The 16330-nt window shown below is 71.1% G+C and carries 17 protein-coding genes and 2 pseudogenes; 9 read left to right on the top strand and 10 right to left on the bottom strand.

Annotated elements, in window-relative coordinates; genetic code table 11:
• The first annotated feature begins 26 nt into the window (after positions 1 to 26).
• Entirely contained in the window at positions 27 to 518 is a 492-nt protein-coding gene (locus AB0F38_RS22505) for a glutathione peroxidase (RefSeq protein ID WP_361896165.1), read from the top strand.
• 48 nt (positions 519 to 566) lie between these two features.
• Here the strand turns inward: AB0F38_RS22505 and AB0F38_RS22510 are convergent, their stop codons facing one another.
• Positions 567 to 1793 (bottom strand): acyl-CoA dehydrogenase family protein, encoded by a 1227-nt coding sequence (locus AB0F38_RS22510; RefSeq protein ID WP_361896167.1) that lies wholly within the window; start codon positions 1791 to 1793, stop codon positions 567 to 569.
• A gap of 176 nt (positions 1794 to 1969) precedes the next feature.
• Between AB0F38_RS22510 and AB0F38_RS22515 the strand changes: the two genes are divergently transcribed.
• Entirely contained in the window at positions 1970 to 2620 is a 651-nt protein-coding gene (locus AB0F38_RS22515; RefSeq protein WP_361896169.1) for a TetR family transcriptional regulator, read from the top strand.
• 20 nt (positions 2621 to 2640) lie between these two features.
• Here AB0F38_RS22515 and def read toward each other — a convergent pair whose 3' ends face one another.
• Positions 2641 to 3186 carry a peptide deformylase gene (def, locus tag AB0F38_RS22520; protein ID WP_361896172.1) on the bottom strand — a complete coding sequence of 182 codons (546 nt, stop codon included), beginning with the start codon at positions 3184 to 3186 and terminating at the stop codon, positions 2641 to 2643.
• Positions 3187 to 3300: 114 nt separating this feature from the next.
• Between def and AB0F38_RS22525 the strand changes: the two genes are divergently transcribed.
• From AB0F38_RS22525 to AB0F38_RS22550, 6 genes are all read left to right on the top strand, one after another.
• Positions 3301 to 4539 (top strand): MurT ligase domain-containing protein, encoded by a 1239-nt coding sequence (locus AB0F38_RS22525; RefSeq protein WP_361896174.1) that lies wholly within the window; start codon positions 3301 to 3303, stop codon positions 4537 to 4539.
• 34 nt (positions 4540 to 4573) lie between these two features.
• On the top strand, positions 4574 to 5302 hold the full coding sequence (locus AB0F38_RS22530; protein WP_361896176.1) for a glutamine amidotransferase: 729 nt from the start codon (positions 4574 to 4576) through the stop codon (positions 5300 to 5302).
• A gap of 202 nt (positions 5303 to 5504) precedes the next feature.
• On the top strand, positions 5505 to 6530 hold the full coding sequence (locus AB0F38_RS22535) for a 6-phosphofructokinase (protein WP_361896179.1): 1026 nt from the start codon (positions 5505 to 5507) through the stop codon (positions 6528 to 6530).
• Positions 6531 to 6642: 112 nt separating this feature from the next.
• Complete coding sequence (locus AB0F38_RS22540; RefSeq protein WP_361896182.1) at positions 6643 to 7593, top strand: cytochrome c oxidase assembly protein; 951 nt, start codon at positions 6643 to 6645, stop codon at positions 7591 to 7593.
• A 65-nt stretch (positions 7594 to 7658) separates the two neighbouring features.
• Positions 7659 to 7817: a hypothetical protein gene (locus AB0F38_RS22545; protein WP_361896185.1), complete on the top strand. Its 159-nt coding sequence runs from the start codon at positions 7659 to 7661 to the stop codon at positions 7815 to 7817.
• 89 nt (positions 7818 to 7906) lie between these two features.
• Complete coding sequence (locus AB0F38_RS22550; RefSeq protein ID WP_361896187.1) at positions 7907 to 8620, top strand: lysophospholipid acyltransferase family protein; 714 nt, start codon at positions 7907 to 7909, stop codon at positions 8618 to 8620.
• A 218-nt stretch (positions 8621 to 8838) separates the two neighbouring features.
• Here AB0F38_RS22550 and AB0F38_RS22555 read toward each other — a convergent pair whose 3' ends face one another.
• From AB0F38_RS22555 to AB0F38_RS22590, 8 genes and pseudogenes are all read right to left on the bottom strand, one after another.
• Positions 8839 to 10413, bottom strand: coding sequence for an alpha/beta hydrolase (locus AB0F38_RS22555; protein ID WP_361896190.1), 1575 nt, complete (start codon positions 10411 to 10413; stop codon positions 8839 to 8841).
• Between the two features lie 153 nt (positions 10414 to 10566).
• Complete coding sequence (locus tag AB0F38_RS22560) at positions 10567 to 11352, bottom strand: urease accessory protein UreD (protein ID WP_361896193.1); 786 nt, start codon at positions 11350 to 11352, stop codon at positions 10567 to 10569.
• The gene (gene ureG, locus AB0F38_RS22565; RefSeq protein WP_361896195.1) at positions 11349 to 12026 is read right to left on the bottom strand and encodes an urease accessory protein UreG; all 678 of its coding nucleotides are present in this window, start codon (positions 12024 to 12026) and stop codon (positions 11349 to 11351) included. Before ureG ends, AB0F38_RS22560 begins: the two co-directional genes overlap by 4 nt.
• Positions 12027 to 12064: 38 nt before the next feature.
• Positions 12065 to 12730: an urease accessory UreF family protein gene (locus tag AB0F38_RS22570; RefSeq protein ID WP_361896198.1), complete on the bottom strand. Its 666-nt coding sequence runs from the start codon at positions 12728 to 12730 to the stop codon at positions 12065 to 12067.
• Between the two features lie 51 nt (positions 12731 to 12781).
• A complete protein-coding gene (locus AB0F38_RS22575; RefSeq protein WP_361896201.1) occupies positions 12782 to 14503 on the bottom strand; it encodes an urease subunit alpha in 1722 nt (573 codons plus the stop codon).
• Positions 14496 to 14807, bottom strand: coding sequence for an urease subunit beta (locus tag AB0F38_RS22580; RefSeq protein ID WP_361896204.1), 312 nt, complete (start codon positions 14805 to 14807; stop codon positions 14496 to 14498). The genes AB0F38_RS22575 and AB0F38_RS22580 overlap by 8 nt, the downstream gene beginning before the upstream one ends.
• Before the next feature lie 12 nt (positions 14808 to 14819).
• Positions 14820 to 15122, bottom strand: a complete 303-nt coding sequence (locus tag AB0F38_RS22585) for an urease subunit gamma (protein WP_124283047.1) — start codon at positions 15120 to 15122, stop codon at positions 14820 to 14822.
• Between the two features lie 478 nt (positions 15123 to 15600).
• Positions 15601 to 15834: pseudogene (locus tag AB0F38_RS22590) on the bottom strand (type II toxin-antitoxin system prevent-host-death family antitoxin); the annotation flags it as partial.
• Between AB0F38_RS22590 and AB0F38_RS22595 the strand changes: the two are divergent.
• Positions 15831 to 16325, top strand: a pseudogene (locus tag AB0F38_RS22595) (ATP-dependent Clp protease proteolytic subunit); the annotation flags it as partial. The pseudogenes AB0F38_RS22590 and AB0F38_RS22595 sit on opposite strands and share 4 nt — an antisense overlap.
• Positions 16326 to 16330: the final 5 nt, after the last annotated feature.

Raw genomic sequence — 16330 nt, forward strand, 5'->3', positions numbered from 1 at the left:
GACGCCACGCTATCGAGGAGTTCTCCATGACGCTGCACGACATCCCGCTCCGCACCCTCACCGGCGAGCCCACCACGCTGGGGGCCTTCGAGGGCTCCGCGGTCCTGCTGGTGAACGTCGCATCGAAGTGCGGCCTCACCCCGCAGTACGCCGGCCTGGAGCGGCTCCAGAAGGAGTACGGGGACCGCGGGTTCACCGTCCTCGGCGTGCCGTGCAACCAGTTCGCGGGTCAGGAGCCGGGCACCGCCGAGGAGATCCGGACGTTCTGCTCGACGACGTACGGGGTCAGCTTCCCGCTGCTGGAGAAGGTCGACGTCAACGGCGAGGACCGGCACCCGCTGTACACGGAGCTGACGAAGCTCGCGGACGCCGAGGGCGCGGCCGGTGACGTCCAGTGGAACTTCGAGAAGTTCCTGATCTCCCCGGCCGGCGAGCCGGTCGCCCGGATCCGCCCCCGCACCGAGCCGGAGGCACCCGAGGTTCTCGCCGCCATCGAGGCGAACCTGCCGCGGAAGTAGGACGGCTCGCGGGGCCGGACCGCCACACGGTCCGGCCCCGCGGTGTCGCTAGCGGATCGGCATCCCCGACAGGGCACGGGCGATCACCAGGCGCTGGATCTCGCTCGTGCCCTCGAAGATCGTGTAGATCGCGGCGTCCCGGTGCATGCGCTCCACCGGGTACTCCCGGGTGAAGCCGTTGCCCCCGAGGATCTGGATGGCCTGCGCGGTGACCGATTTGGCCGTCTCGCTCGCGTAGAGCTTCGACATCGAGCCCTCGGCCGCGTCGAACGGCTTTCCGGCGCTCGCCATCCAGGAGGCGCGCCAGACCAGCAGCCGGGCGGCGTCGATCTGCGTGCGCATGTCGGCCAGCTGGAACGCGATGCCCTGGTTGTCGATGATGGGCCGGCCGAACTGGGTCCGGGTCTTCGCGTAGTCGAGGGCGACCTCGTACGCGGCGCGGGCGGTGCCGACCGCCATCGCGCCCACGGCCGGGCGGGACGCCTCGAAGGTGGCCATCGCGGCGTTCTTGACCCGCTCGCCGCCGGACCTGGCGCGCTCGCGGGCCCGGGCAAGGCGCTCGTCGAGCTTCTCCTTGCCGCCGAGCAGGCAGTGCCCGGGGACGCGGGCGTCCTCCAGGACCACTTCGGCGGTGTGCGAGGCGCGGATGCCGTGCTTCTTGAACTTCTGCCCCTGGGACAGGCCCGGGGTCGCGGGCGGGACGATGAACGAGGCGTGGCCCTTCGAGCCCAGCTCCGGGTCGACGACGGCGACGACGACGTGGACGTTGGCGATGCCGCCGTTGGTCGCCCAGGTCTTGGTGCCGTTGAGGATCCACTCGTCCTTGGCCTCGTCGTACACCGCGCGGGTACGCATCGAGGCGACGTCGGAACCGGCGTCCGGCTCGGAGGAGCAGAAGGCGGCGACCTTCACGTCGTCGGCGTCGCCGTACATCTGCGGGATCCAGGTGCCGATCTGTTCCTCGGTTCCGTTGGCGAGGACGCCGACGGCCGCCAGGCCCGTTCCGACGATCGACAGGGCGATGCCCGCATCACCCCAGAACAGTTCCTCCATAGCCACGGGGATGCCGAGGCCCGTAGGGTCGAAGAACTGCTGGGCGTAGAAGTCGAGGGAGTAGATGCCCACCTTGGCCGCCTCCTGGATGACGGGCCAGGGCGTCTCCTCACGCTCGTCCCACTCCGAGGCGGCCGGCCGGATCACATCCGCGGCGAAGCCGTGGAGCCAGTCGCGGACCTGCTTCTGGTCGTCGTTGAGCTCGAGCGTGAACTCGGCCATGTTCCCTCCATGCGCTTCGGTCAAGGATACGTTACTCGCGGTAACACCAGTCTGTTACCAGCAAGTATTGACTGTCAACCGCTCAGCCTCGGATCCGCCGCACCGCCGGGCATGGTGTTACGTTGCCCGGGCGTCAAGAGATCGCAGGACAGCTGGCGGGGGCGGAGAGAGACGACATGGAGACCACACGAGGGGCCGAGCGACAGCGGACGGCGGCCGAGCGCCGCCGCCGGGAGCTGCTGGAGGCCGCGGACCGCGTGGTACTCCGGGACGGCCCGCAGGCGTCGATGAACGCGATCGCCGCGGAGGCGGGGATCACCAAGCCCATCCTCTACCGCCACTTCGGCGACAAGGGCGGCCTCTACCGCGCCCTCGCCAAGCGCCACACCGACGCCCTGCTGAGCGCCCTGCGGGCCGCGCTCGACGCTCCGTCCGAACGGCGCGAGCGGGTCGAGGCCACCCTGGACACGTACCTCGCGGCGATCGAGGCCCGTCCGCAGGTCTACCGCTTCCTGATGCACCCGTCCGACGACGCGGCACCCTCCCCCGAGCAGGGCTTCGACGTCGGCCGGCACTCGGCCCCGCTGCTGCGCCGGCTCGGCGAGGAGCTCGGCAAGGTGATCTCCGAGCGGGTCGACCTCGGCCCCGACAGCGAACAGATGGCCCGCATCTGGGGCCACGGCATCGTCGGCATGATGCACGCGGCCGGCGACTGGTGGCTGGGCGACCGCCCCTGCTCGCGCGAGCAGTTGGTGCGCAGTCTCGCCGACCTGCTCTGGGGCAGGCTGGCCGAGGCCGGCGACCTGCCGGGCGGCCCCGGCTTCTGACAGCGCCCGCCCGCCCCGGGTCAGTCCGTACGCCCCCACGGCGCCCGCCGGGCCGCGCGCTGCGCCCTGGCGCGGCGCAGGCCGGTCAGCCGGTCCGTGTAGACCCGGCCGTCTAGGTGGTCGCACTCGTGCTGCAGGCAGCGGGCGAACCAGCCGGTGCCGCTCACGCGCACCGGCTCGCCCGTGAGGGTCCGGCCCTCGACCACCGCGTGATCGAAGCGCGGGGTGCCCGCTTCCAGACCGGGGAGTGAGAGGCACCCCTCCGGTCCGCGTACGGTGATCCCGTCCGCCTCGACGAGTACCGGATTGACGAGGTGGCCGAGATGCCTGAGGTCCTCGTCGTCCGGACAGTCGTAGACGAACACCTTGAGCGGAACCCCGACCTGGTTGGCGGCCAGTCCCACACCCTGCGCCGCGTACATGGTGGCGAACATGTCCTCGACCAGCCTCGCGAGCGAGGGACCGAAGTCGGTGACGTCCTCGCAGGGGCCGTGGAGCACCGGGTCGCCGAACAGACTCAGGGCACGCACGAGTCCGGAACTGCCGGGGATCGGGCGGTTTCGCATGGGGAGAAGGGTACGTTCCACGTGACCTCCACGTTCCGCCCGGTGCCGACGTGCGGTCGAGGTGCCGGACATCGATAGGCTGGGCGCGGACTGATGCAAGGAGGATCTAGGACGATGGCAGGCAACACGGAGCCGTTGTCGCCGCGGGCCAAGCTCGCCGTGACGGCGGGCAAGGCCGCCGCGGCGGTGTCGCGCGCTGCGGGGCGCGGCAGCGGATCGGTGATCGGCGGCCGGGTGGCGCTCAAGCTCGACCCCGACCTGCTGGGGCGGCTGGCGCAGCACTTGGACGTGATCCTCGTGTCCGCGACGAACGGCAAGACGACCACCACCCGGCTGATCGCCGAGGCACTGCGGGCCGCCGGGCCCGTCGTGTCGAACGCGCTCGGCGCCAACATGCCCGCGGGGATCACCTCCGCGCTGGCCGGCGGCTCGGACGCGAAGTACGGCGTGATCGAGGTCGACGAGAAGTACCTCGCCGGCGTCGCGCGCGACACGACGCCGAAGGTGATCGCGCTGCTCAACCTCTCCCGCGACCAGCTGGACCGTGCCGCGGAGACCCGGATGCTGGCCGAGAAGTGGCGCGAGGGCCTCTCCGGCTCGAAGGCCGTGATCGTGGCCAACGCGGACGACCCGCTGATCGTCTGGGCGGCGTCCTCCTCGCCCAACGTGGTGTGGGTCGCGGCGGGACAGGCGTGGAAGGACGACGCCTGGTCCTGCCCGTCCTGCGGCGGTGTGATGCAGCGCCCCGGCGACGACTGGTTCTGCGGCGAGTGCGGTTTCCGCCGTCCCGCCCCCAGCTGGGCGCTCAACGGCGACTACGTCCTGGACCCGCACGGTTCCGCGTGGCCGATCCACCTCCAGCTGCCGGGCCGCGCCAACAAGGCGAACGCCACCAGCTCGGCCGCCGTCGCCGCCGTGTTCGGCGTGCCGCCGCAGGTCGCCCTGGAGCGCATGTACCAGGTGCAGGCCGTGGCCGGCCGCTACGACGTCGTCACCTTCCTCGGCCGTGAGCTGCGGCTCCTGCTGGCGAAGAACCCGGCGGGCTGGCTCGAGACGTTCTCGCTGATCGACCCTCCGCCCACCCCGGTGATCCTCTCCGTGAACGCCCGCGGCGCCGACGGCACGGACACCTCGTGGCTCTGGGACGTCGACTACACCCAGCTGTACGGCCACCCGATCTTCGTGCTCGGGGACCGCAAGCTGGACCTCGCGGTGCGCCTGGAGGTCGCCGGTCTGGACTTCCGCGTCTGCGAGAACCTGGACGAGGCCGTCCAGATGTCTCCGCCCGGCCGCATCGAGGTCATTGCCAACTACACCGCCTTCCAGGATCTGCGCCGTCGTGTCGGCAACTGACCCCGGCGCGGGCCACCCCCGGAGAGGACGAAGCATGAGCAACAACGGCCTGCGGCTGGTGTGGGTCTACCCGGACCTCCTCAGCACCTACGGCGATCAGGGCAACGCCCTCGTGGTGGAGCGCCGGGCGCGGCAGCGCGGTCTCGACGTGCAACGCGTCGACGTGCGCAGCGACCAGCCCATCCCGACCTCGGGCGACATCTACCTGATCGGCGGGGGTGAGGACCGTCCGCAACGGCTGGCAGCGGAGCGGCTGCGCCGCGACGGCGGGCTGAGCCGGGCCGCTTCCAACGGCGCGATCATCTTCTCGGTCTGCGCGGGCTACCAGATCCTCGGGCACGAGTTCATCAACGACCTCGGCGAGCGCGAGCCCGGCCTCGGGCTGCTCGACGTGATCTCCACGCGGGGCGAGGGTGCCCGGTGCGTCGGTGACGTGCTCGGGGACATCGATCCCAACCTGGGTCTGCCGCCGCTGACCGGATTCGAGAACCACCAGGGCGTCACCCACCTCGGCCCGACGACAAGGCCGTTCGCCCGTACCCGGATCGGGCGGGGCAACGGCACGGGTGACGGCACGGAGGGCGCGTACAACGACACGGTCTTCGGTACGTACATGCACGGTCCCGTGCTGGCGCGCAATCCGCTGATCGCGGACCACCTGCTGAAGCTGGCCCTCGATGTGAACGCGCTGCCGCCGTGCGACGACCGGTGGTACGAGGCGCTGCGCGCCGAGCGCATCGCCGCGGCGACGCAGCCCGCCTGAGGTCCTCCGGCCGGCACGGCCTTCCGTACGGACACGCCTTCTTGACAGGCCGTCCGTCATCGCGGATTTTCGTGTACGGCCGGTGGACGTCCAACAGTCGGACGGTGGGTTCGGTCCCGCCACCTTGCGCCGGTAGGGTGGCGGGATCCAACCGGACGACGTGGTCCGGTCGTCGGCCCACGTTGCAAAGGTTTCCCGGGCAATGCGAATTGGTGTCCTCACCTCCGGCGGCGACTGCCCCGGCCTCAACGCCGTCATCCGTTCCGTCGTGCACCGCGCCGTGGTCGACCACGGTGACGAGGTCATCGGCTTCCACGACGGCTGGCGGGGTCTCCTCGAGTGTGACTACCGCAAGCTCGACCTGGACGCGGTGGGCGGCATTCTCGCCCGGGGCGGCACGATCCTCGGTTCCTCCCGGGTCCAGCCCGCGCATCTGCGCGACGGTGTGGAGCGGGCCAGGGGCCATGTCACCGATCTCGGCCTGGACGCGATCATCCCGATCGGCGGAGAGGGCACGCTGAAGGCCGCCAACCTGCTCTCCGAGGCGGGGCTGCCCATCGTCGGTGTGCCCAAGACCATCGACAACGACATCGCCTCCACCGACGTGACCTTCGGTTTCGACACGGCCGTGGGCGTCGCGACGGACGCGCTCGACCGGCTGAAGACCACGGCCGAGTCGCACCAGCGGGTGCTGATCGTCGAGGTCATGGGGCGGCACACCGGCTGGATCGCCCTGCACTCGGGCATGGCGGCGGGCGCGCACGCGATCGTCGTCCCCGAGCGGCCCTTCGACATCGACGAGCTGACCGCGCTCGTCGGCCGGCGCTTCTCGGACGGCAAGAAGTTCGCGATCGTCGTCGTCGCGGAGGGCGCCAAGCCTCGCGAGGGCTCGATGGACTTCAACCAGGGCACCAAGGACGTCTACGGCCACGAGAGGTTCGCCGGTGTGGCGACGCAGCTCTCGGGCGAGCTGGAGCAGCGCCTCGGCAAGGAGGCCCGCCCGGTGATCCTCGGTCACGTCCAGCGCGGCGGCACCCCGACCGCGTACGACCGTGTCCTGGCCACCCGTTTCGGCTGGCACGCGGTCGAGGCCGCTCACCGCGGCGAGTTCGGCATGATGACGGCACTGCGCGGCACGGACATCACGATGGTTCCGCTGGCGGCGGCCGTGGAGACCCTGAAGACGGTCCCGGCCGAGCGCTACGCCGAGGCTCAGTGCGTGCTCTGAGCCGTACGACGTACTCCGGAACTGCCCCCGGCCGCACCCGCGGCCGGGGGCAGTTCTACTCTGGTCCGGACAACCGGCACGAAACGGGGACGTCCCCAGCGGGAGTGAACAGATGGATCACAGCGGGCACGGCATGAACATGGATCTACCGCCGTTCACGCTGGGACGCGGGCTCGAATTCTCCGCGGACCCGTTCTTCCTGACCGGCTGTATCGCCGCGCTGGTCCTGTACGGCTACGCCGTGCTGCGGCTGCGCAGACGGGGCGACGGCTGGCCGGTCAACCGGATCGCGTTCTTCGTCGTCGGTGTGCTGTCCATCGCCGCGGTGATGTGCACGGGACTCAACGACTACGGCATGGTCATGTTCAGCGTGCACATGGTGCAGCACATGGTGATCAGCATGCTGTCGCCGATCCTGCTGCTGCTGGGCGCGCCCGTGACGCTGGCGCTGCGTGCGCTGCCGGTGGCGGGGCGTGGCCGTACCGGTCCGCGCGAGCTGCTGCTCATGCTCCTCCACAGCCGCTACATGAAGATCATCACGCATCCGGTGTTCACGATCCCGCTGTTCATCGCGAGCCTGTACGCGCTCTACTTCACCGCGCTGTTCGACTTCCTGATGGGCTCGACGGTCGGCCATCTCGCGATGATGGTGCACTTCCTCGCGGTCGGCCTGGTGTTCTTCTGGCCGATCATGGGGGTCGACCCGGGGCCGCACCGGCCGGGCTACGTGATGCGGATGCTGGAGCTCTTCGCGGGTATGCCCTTCCACGCGTTCTTCGGCATCGCGCTGATGATGGCGAGCCAGCCGATGGTGGGGACGTACGCCGATCCCCCGGCCTCGCTCGGGATCGACGCCCTGAGTGATCAGTCCGCAGCGGGCGGTATCGCCTGGGCGTTCAGCGAGATCCCCTCCGTGCTGGTCCTGATCGCGCTGGTCTTCCAGTGGTACCGCTCCGAGCAGCGGACGGCCAAGCGCGCCGACCGTGCCGCGGACCGGGACGGCGACCGGGAACTGAACGCGTACAACGCCTACCTCGCCTCTTTGCAGGCGCGCGGACAGTAGCGTGGGCGCGACTGTGGGGTGACCATGGCTTCAACGGCCGCGCGGCCGGTGAGGAGTGTGCGCTCATGCCTGGATCCACGAAGACCATGGGAGTGCTGACCGTCGGGACGCTGGTCGCGGTGACCGCGTACACGGTGGCGCTGGGGAGCAACGGCTGGCTCTGGTTCGGCTGGGTGGTGCTGGGCATGGCCACATTGGGGATGGTGGCCACCCGCGACACCTGAGCGAAGGTGGCCCGGACCGGCGGTTCCCCGTACCTCGGCGGCCTGGTAGAACTCACTGATACCGGCCCGCAGAGCGAGGTGCACCGTTCGTGTTCTATTACGTCCTGAAGTATGTCGTGCTGGGACCCCTGCTCCAGCTGGTGTTCCGGCCCCGTATCGAAGGACTGGAGCACATCCCCGATGAGGGCGCTGCCATCGTCGCGGGGAACCACCTGTCGTTCTCCGACCATTTCCTGATGCCCGCGATCATCAAGCGGCGCATCACGTTCCTCGCGAAGGCCGAGTACTTCACCGGTCCCGGCATCAAGGGCAGGCTGACCGCGGCCTTCTTCCACAGCGCCGGGCAGATTCCGGTGGACCGGTCGGGCAAGGACGCGGGGCAGGCGGCGATCCGCGAGGGCCTGGGGGTGCTGAGCAAGGGCGAGCTCCTGGGGATCTACCCGGAGGGCACCCGCTCGCACGACGGCCGCCTGTACAAGGGCAAGGTCGGGGTCGCGGTGATGGCGATCAAGGCAGGGGTCCCGGTCATTCCCTGCGCGATGGTCGGCACGTTCGAGATCCAGCCGCCCGGCAAGGTCGTGCCCCGGATCAAGCGGGTCACGATCCGTTTCGGCGAGCCGCTGGACTTCTCCCGCTACGCCGGTCTGGAGAACCAGAAGGCGGCGATCCGGGCGGTCACCGACGAGATCATGTACGCCGTGCTCGGTCTCTCCGGGCAGGAGTACGTCGACGAGTACGCGGCGAAGGTGAAGGCGGCGGCTCAGGCCGAGCAGCCCAGGAAGTTCCCTCGGCGCCGACGCTGAGGACGGGATCTCCTCCGGGCGGATGACCGTGGCCCGGCGGTGAGGGTGCGACGGCAACGGCTGTGACGTCCTGGTCGACCGGAGCGCGGATCCGAGCCGGTGACGGCTGGGCGGAATCGCTCCCGGAGGCCGTCGAGCGGCTCGTGCGGTCCGGGGCCGGCGTGAACGGGTGGCCGGTCGGGATCTCCGGCCGCCCGTTCACGCGGATCGGGTGGTGCCTACGGCTTCGGCGCGGCGTGCGGTGCGCACGTCACGTCGCGGCGGTCGGTCTTCCCGGTGAGCAGATAGGTGTCCACCCGCTCGTTGACGCAGGCGTTGACCAGACCGGTGACTCCGTGGGAGCCGGCGCCCTTCTCGGTGATGAGACGGGAGCCCTTGAAGCGCTTGTGCAGCTCGACGGCGCCCTCGTACGGAGTGGCGGCGTCCCGCGTGGACTGCACGATCAGCACCGGGGGCAGGCCCTTGCCGGTCCGGACGTCCAGCGGGGTCTGCTGCTCGGCCGACCAGGTCGCACAGGGCAGGTTCATCCAGGCGTTGGCCCAGGTCATGAACGGGTACTCCTGGTGCAGCCGGGTGTTGTCGCGGTCCCACTTCCTCCAACTGGTGGGCCACTTGGCGTCCGCGCACTCGACCGCGGTGTACACGGCGTTGCTGTTCTCCGAGCGGGCGTTGCCTGCGGTGTCCGACAGGTCGGGAGCAGCGGCGTCGATGAGCGCCTGGGTGTCGCCGGCCAGGTAGTCGCTCCAGGTCCGGGCGGTGGGCGCCCAGGCGGAGTCGTAGTACGGCGCGCCCTGGAAGAAGCCGATGAGCTCGGCGGGGCCGACGACGCCGCCGATCGGATTCTTCTTGGCCGCGGCACGCAGCGTCAGCCACGCCTGCTCGACCTTCTCGGGTGTGTCGCCGATGTGGTAGGTGGCGTCGTTCTCGGCGACCCACGCCTTCCAGTCGTCCCAGCGGGTCTGGAAGGCGATGTCCTGGTTGAGGTTGGCCTCGTACCAGATGTTGTCCTTCGCGGGGTTGACCACGCTGTCGACCACCATGCGGCGCACATGCGTCGGGAAGAGCGTGCCGTAGACCGCGCCCAGGTAGGTGCCGTAGGAGACACCCAGGAAGTTGAGCTTCTTCTCACCGAGTGCGGCGCGGATGACGTCCAGGTCGCGTGCGGTGTCGGGCGTGGTCATGTGGGGCAGCATGTCGCCGCTGCGCTCGGCGCAGCCGTCCGCGTACTCGGCGGCAAGCTTGCGCTGCGCGCGCTTGTCGGCCTCGCTGTCGGGCACCGGGTCGGGCTTCGGGGCCTTCACGAACTCCTGCGGGTCGACGCAGGAGATGGGCGCCGAGCGGCCGACGCCGCGCGGGTCGAAGCCGACGAAGTCGTATGCCTTCGCGGTGTTCGTCCAGAGCGGGTTCTTCGTGACGATGCGCTTCGGAAACGCCATGCCGGAGCCGCCGGGGCCGCCGGGGTTGTAGAGCAGGGCGCCCTGGCGCTCGGCCTTCGTGCCCGTGCTGACGTGCCGGTCGACGGCGAGCCTGATCTGTTTGCCGTGCGGCTCGGCGTAGTCGAGCGGCACGGTCACCCATCCGCACTGGATGGGTGCGGGGATCGCCCAGTCCGCCGGACAGTCCGTCCAGTCGATGCCGGCCTGCGCGGCCTCGGCCGCGGCGAGCTGGACTCCGCGCGCCTCGGCGGTGCCGTGGCGGCCGTCGGCGCCGGCGGCCGGCGCGGCTATCACGCCCGCTATGAGCGTGCCCGCGATCAGAGTGCCGGCCGAACCGAGCACTGCTGTGCGTCTCACGTGGAACCTCCCCCTGTGTGTGACGCCGCCCGTGGCGGCGCACGTGTTGTCGCGTCCAGCGGATCCTTTCGTCCGTGAGGTGCCTGAGAACAGGGCGTACGTGTGATTCTTTGCCGAACCAATAACCGGTGACCTCCGTCCCGCTGAGCGGACTCAGACCCCGCGGGCGGCCCTGAGCCCGTGCAGCAGCCTTTCCAGCGCCTCGTCCAGCACGCCGCGCAGGAACCGGGCGTCGGCGGCCAGCGCCGTCACCAGGACGGCCGGTCCGGCCAGCGGGGTGAGCGCGGCGGTGGGGCCGAGCACCCGCGGCGCGGGGGGAGCGTCCTCGAACGCGGGCTCGACGAGGAGCAGTTGTCCTACGGCCCGGTTGCCTCCCAGGACGGCGGCGCCGTCCCAGCCCCCCGGAGCCCCGGGCCCGTAGGCCAAGTGCTGGTCGAGCAGCGGCCGGCCGGCCCGGCGGACGGTCAGGCGGGTGGTGAGGCTGCCGGTGTCCTCGCCGGACCGGCCCAGGATCTGTTCCTCGCGCAGCACCAGCCGTGCGGTGGCGGCGAGTTCGATCCGGGTGGTCTGGTCGAGCTCGCTGCCGCACGCCGAGATGAGCTGCTCGGGGAGCCAGCGGAGCTCGGCGCCCTCCCCCACGCTCAGCCGCAGGTCGTACGAGGCGCGGCCCGCGTCAGGTCCGGCACCGGGGAGCGCCACGGTGGCGGCGGCGGAGTCCACCGCCAGCAGCGCGCCGTCCTCGGCCCGTGCCTCGATGGCGAGTCGGTCACCGCCGAGGGGCGCGCTCATCGCGCCGACCACGGTGACGCGGGCGTATCCGGGCGCCGGCGACCTCGTGCGGCGCAGGGCGAGCGGTCCTTCGCTCTCCAGCACGGGGAGGACGGTGGCGCCGCGGCCGTCGGGGACCGCCGTGATCCGTGCGGTGGCCTCGACGCTCATGCGGCCCAGGCGGCGAGCTGTGCCCGCACCCAGTCGGCGACGGGCGCGACCCCCTCGGCGGAGGTGAGGGAGGTGAACACGACGGGGAGCTCGCCGCGCTGCTCGGCGGCGTCGCGGGCCATCCGGTCCAGGTCGGAGCCGACGTACGGCGCGAGGTCCGTCTTGTTGATGACGAGGAGGTCGGCGGTGGTGACACCCGGGCCGCCCTTGCGGGGGATGTCGTCGCCGCCCGCGACGTCGATGACGAAGACCTGCGCGTCGACGAGCCCTCTGGAGAAGGTGGCTGTCAGGTTGTCACCGCCGGATTCGACGAGGATCAGGTCCAGCGGCCCGACGGCGTCCTCCAGGTCCTCGACGGCCTCCAGGTTGGCGGAGATGTCGTCGCGGATCGCGGTGTGCGGGCAGGCGCCGGTCTCGACGGCCTGGATGCGCTCGGGCGGCAGCACGGCGTTGCGGAGGAGGAAGGCGGCGTCCTCACGGGTGTAGATGTCGTTGGTGACGACGGCGATGGACAGCCGGTCGCGCAGGGCGCGGCAGAGGGCGGCGACGGTGGCGGTCTTCCCTGAGCCGACCGGTCCGCCGAGGCCGATGCGCAGGGCGCGGCGGGTGCCGTCGGGACGGGCGGCGTCGGCGCTGACGGCCGCGGGGCCGTGGTGGGTGTGGTCGAGGTGCATGGGTGCGGCTCCTGGTGTGGCGGCGGGCGGGGCGGGGCTCAGGAAGCGAACAGGCGGACCGGCCAGGCCGCGTGGGCTTCGGCGGTGATGTCGAGCAAGGGGGCGGAGGCGGCGGGCAGTGCGTCGATGCCGCCCCGTGCCGCTGCGGCGGCCTGTCCGGCGACCCGGTCGAGTGCGGGTGCGAGTCGGGCGAGGACGGCGGTGGCCTCGAAGGGGTCGAGGGAGAGCAGCCGGACGACCGCGGTGGCCGGACCGCTCACGGCTTCGTAGGCGACGCAATGCGCGGCGTCCTGCGGCTCCAGGCCCGCGGCGCGTGCGGTGAGGCCGAGGACGACGGGCTGGTGGGCGCCGCGCGGCCGGGCCGCGGCGAGCGCGGCCAGTTCGGGGCTGGGCCAGGTGGCCCGCGCGGCCCGCATGAGCTGGCGTCCGAGCCTGCGCCCGACGGCCCGCAGCGCGGGTGACGGGGTCCGGGCGTCGGCGGCCTCGTCGAGCGCGAGGGGGTCGAGGCCGTGGGCCGCTGCCGCGGCCAGGGCGGCGGAGGTGAGTCCGGTGGTGTGGAGCCTGCCCAGGCAGAAGTCCGCCAGGTCCTGGGCGTTGCGGATGTGTCCTGCCTTGACGGCCGGCTCGGCGCCACCCGAGTGGGCGTGGCCACCGGCGGGGAAGCGGCCGTCGGCAAGGACGAGCAGGGCGGCGCGCGTCGTCATGGGTGCTGTCCTGCCTGCGGTGGGGTCGGTGGGGTTGGTGGAGGGAACGGGTCAGAAGAGGAAGTAGCGCTGGGCCATGGGAAGTTCGGTGGCCGGCGCGGGTTCGACCCGCTCCCCGTCGATGGTGACGTCGAAGCTGTCGGGATGGACCCGGACACGGGGCAGGGCGTCGTTCTCCCGCATGTCCGCCTTGGTGACACCGCGGGTGCTGGTGATCGGCACGAACCGCTTGCCGAGCCCCAGCCGTTCCGGCAGCCCGTCCTCGATGGCCGCACCGGAGACGAAGTTGAGGGAGTTGGCCGCGGGGGCCCGGCCCACGGCACCGAACATCGGTCGTGGCATGACCGGTTGCGGGGTGGGGATCGAGGCGTTGGCGTCGCCCATTTGCGCGTACGCGATCTGTCCGCCCTTGATCACGGTCTGCGGCTTGACCCCGAAGAAGGCCGGGTCCCACAGCACGAGGTCGGCGAGCTTCCCGGTCTCGATCGAGCCGATCTCCCGGTCGAGCCCTTGGGCGACCGCCGGGTTGATGGTGTATTTGGCGACATAACGACGGGTCCGGTGGTTGTCGGCCGGACCGTCGCCCGGCAGCGACCCCCGCCGCCGCTTCATCACATGGGCGGTCTGCCAGGTGCGCAGGACGACTTCGCCGATGCGCCCCATCGCCTGGGAGTCCGAGGAGATGATCGAGATGGCGCCGAGGTCGTGGAGGATGTCCTCGGCCGCGATGGTCGAGGGCCGGATCCGGGACTCGGCGAAGGCGAGGTCCTCCGGCACCGCGGGGTTGAGGTGATGGCAGACCATCAGCATGTCGAGGTGTTCCTCGATGGTGTTGACGGTGTGCGGGCGGGTGGGATTGGTGGAGCTGGGAAGGACGTACGGCTCCGACACCACGCTGATGATGTCGGGTGCGTGCCCGCCGCCCGCGCCTTCGGTGTGGTAGGCGTGGATGGAGCGCCCGGCGATGGCGGCCAGTGTGTCGGCGACGAATCCGGCCTCGTTGAGCGTGTCCGTGTGGATGGCCAGCTGTGCGCCGGTCTCCTCGCAGACGCCGAGGCAGGCGTCGATGACGGCGGGGGTGGCACCCCAGTCCTCATGGATCTTGAATCCGAGTGCCCCGGCCCGCAGTTGGGAGTGCATGGCCTCGCGGGACATCGTGTTGCCCTTGCCGAGCAGACCGATGTTGACGGGGTAGGCCTCCAGCGCCTGGAACATCCGGGCAAGGTGCCAGGGGCCGGGGGTGATGGTGGTGGCCTTGGTGCCCTCCGCCGGTCCCGTGCCGCCGCCGACGAGGGTGGTGACCCCTGCGGAGAGCGCCTCGTCGACCAGGGTCGGCGAGATGAAGTGGACGTGCGCGTCGATGGCGCCCGCAGTGATGAACTTGCCGTTGCCCGCGATGATTTCGGTCTCGGGCCCGATGACCAGGTCGGGATGGACGCCGTCCATCGTGTCCGGGTTGCCGGCCTTGCCGATGCCGGTGATCCGGCCGTCACGGATACCCACGTCGGCCTTGACCACGCCCCAGTGGTCGATGATGACGGCGCCGGTGATCACGGTGTCGGGTGCGCCCTCGGCGCGGGTGGTGCGCGCCTGGCCCATCGATTCGCGAATCACCTTTCCGCCGCCGAACACGGCCTCGTCACCGGCCCGCCCGGGACCGCCGCAGCGGTCCTCCTCGATCTCGACGACGAGGTCGGTGTCGGCGAGCCGGATGCGGTCACCGGTGGTGGGCCCGAACAGGTCGGCGTACACGGGTCGGCTGAGCTCAGGCATCGAGGGAACCTCCGGTGTCGCCGCGCAGTCCGGGGACGATGCGCAGGCCTGCGAGCGGGACGAGTTCGACGTCGACGGGGATGCCGGGTTCGAAGCGCACGGCGGTCCCCGCGGCGATGTTCAGCCGCAGCCCGTGGGCGGCCCGCCGGTCGAAGTCCAGGCCGGGGTTGGCCTCGGCGAAGTGGTAGTGCGAGCCGACCTGGACGGGCCGGTCCGCGGCGTTGAGGACGGTGAGGCGGGTGACGTGGCGCCCCTCGTTGAGCGGCACCGGGCCGTCCGCGTACAGGATCTCTCCGGGAATCATCGGCAGTCCCCGTCAGACGATCGGGTCGTGGACGGTGACGAGCTTGGTGCCGTCCGGGAAGGTGGCCTCGACCTGGACGTCGTGGATCATCTCCGGGATGCCGTCCATGACGTCCGCGCGGGTGAGCACCTTCCTGCCGGAGGCCATGAGTTCGGCGACCGTCCGGCCGTCACGGGCGCCTTCCAGGAGGTGCGAGGTGATCAGGGCGATCGCTTCGGGATGATTCAGCCGCAGCCCGCGCGCCCTGCGCCGCTCGGCGACGTCGGCCGCCACGTGGATGAGCAGGCGTTCCTGTTCGTGCGGAGTCAGTTGCACGCTTCCACCTTTTCGTCTTCCGCCCGGTACCGGCCCCGGGCGCGGCGGGACCCTGTCCACTTCCAACAGTCGGTTGAACAGCGCACCGGGTTCCGCGGCCAGGTATTGCACGTTAGGACGGAAGTTTTTCCGGCACGTTACGGAAGCAGTTCGAGCAGCCCTGGGAAACCTTCGAGATCCACCGCTACGACGGCGCGGCGGCCCCGCGCACCGCGAGGGAGGGGAGGGTCGTATACGGCGCCGTCGTGGCCACCGGGGAGGGACCGCAGCTGCTCACCGCGCCGGCGGCGGCCCCGTCGTCTCCCCGCCGCCGACCCAGGCGGTCGCCGGGGCGGCGCCGGCCAGGACCGCCGTGCCACCGGTCACCGATCTCGTCGCGGCGCCCGCAGCGGATCCCCGCGGCAGCGCGCTCGACGCGAGCACCCTGCCGCCGGCCCTCACCGGAGTCGCCGCCGGGGCGGTCGTGACGACCGTTTCGTCAGCCGCCGGGCCGGTCGCGCCGGCCACGGTGTTCCGCAGCGATGCCGAAGCTGCGTCGTTCGCCCGGAGCGGACGTCACCGGGTCGATCGACGAGACCGGACGGATCACCTGCTCCTCAGCCGCCTCCGCCTCTTCGCTCTCAAGTCGCTGCAGGTCAGCGGCGGATTCCAGCGCCACGAGCGGCTTGCCGTGGCGGGTCACGACCACGCGTTCACCGCCGTAGACCCACCGACCTGATCGCGCAGTTCATGCATCTGGAGCACGCCGAGCCGGACCGGCCGCTCTCCCTCTACATCAACTCGCCCGGCGGATCGTTCGACGCCATGACGGCGATCTACGACACCATGCAGTACCTCACCTGCGAGGTGGAGACCTTGTGTCTCGGCTGGGCGGGATCCAGCGCCGCCGTGCTCCTCGCGGCCGGCGCACCCGGACACCGACATGCACTGCCCGGCGCCCGGGTAGTCATTCAGCAGCCCGCCCTGGACGAGCCGGTGCGGGGCCAGCCCTCCGATCTCGAGATCGAAGCACGCGAGTTGGTGCGTGTGCGCGAGACGCTCACCGCCATGCCGGCCCGTCACACCGGGCGTTGTACGCAGGACATCAGTGCCGCCATCGAGCGGGACACCATCCTCGACGCCCCGGCCGCCCAGGCGTACGGACTCGTGGACCACGTCATGGAGAACCGCACCCCGTCCCAGCCGCCGCACCCCGCGAGGTGAATCCC

The organism is Streptomyces sp. NPDC025273, assembly GCF_040638585.1.
Lineage (GTDB): Bacteria > Actinomycetota > Actinomycetes > Streptomycetales > Streptomycetaceae > Streptomyces > Streptomyces cinereorectus.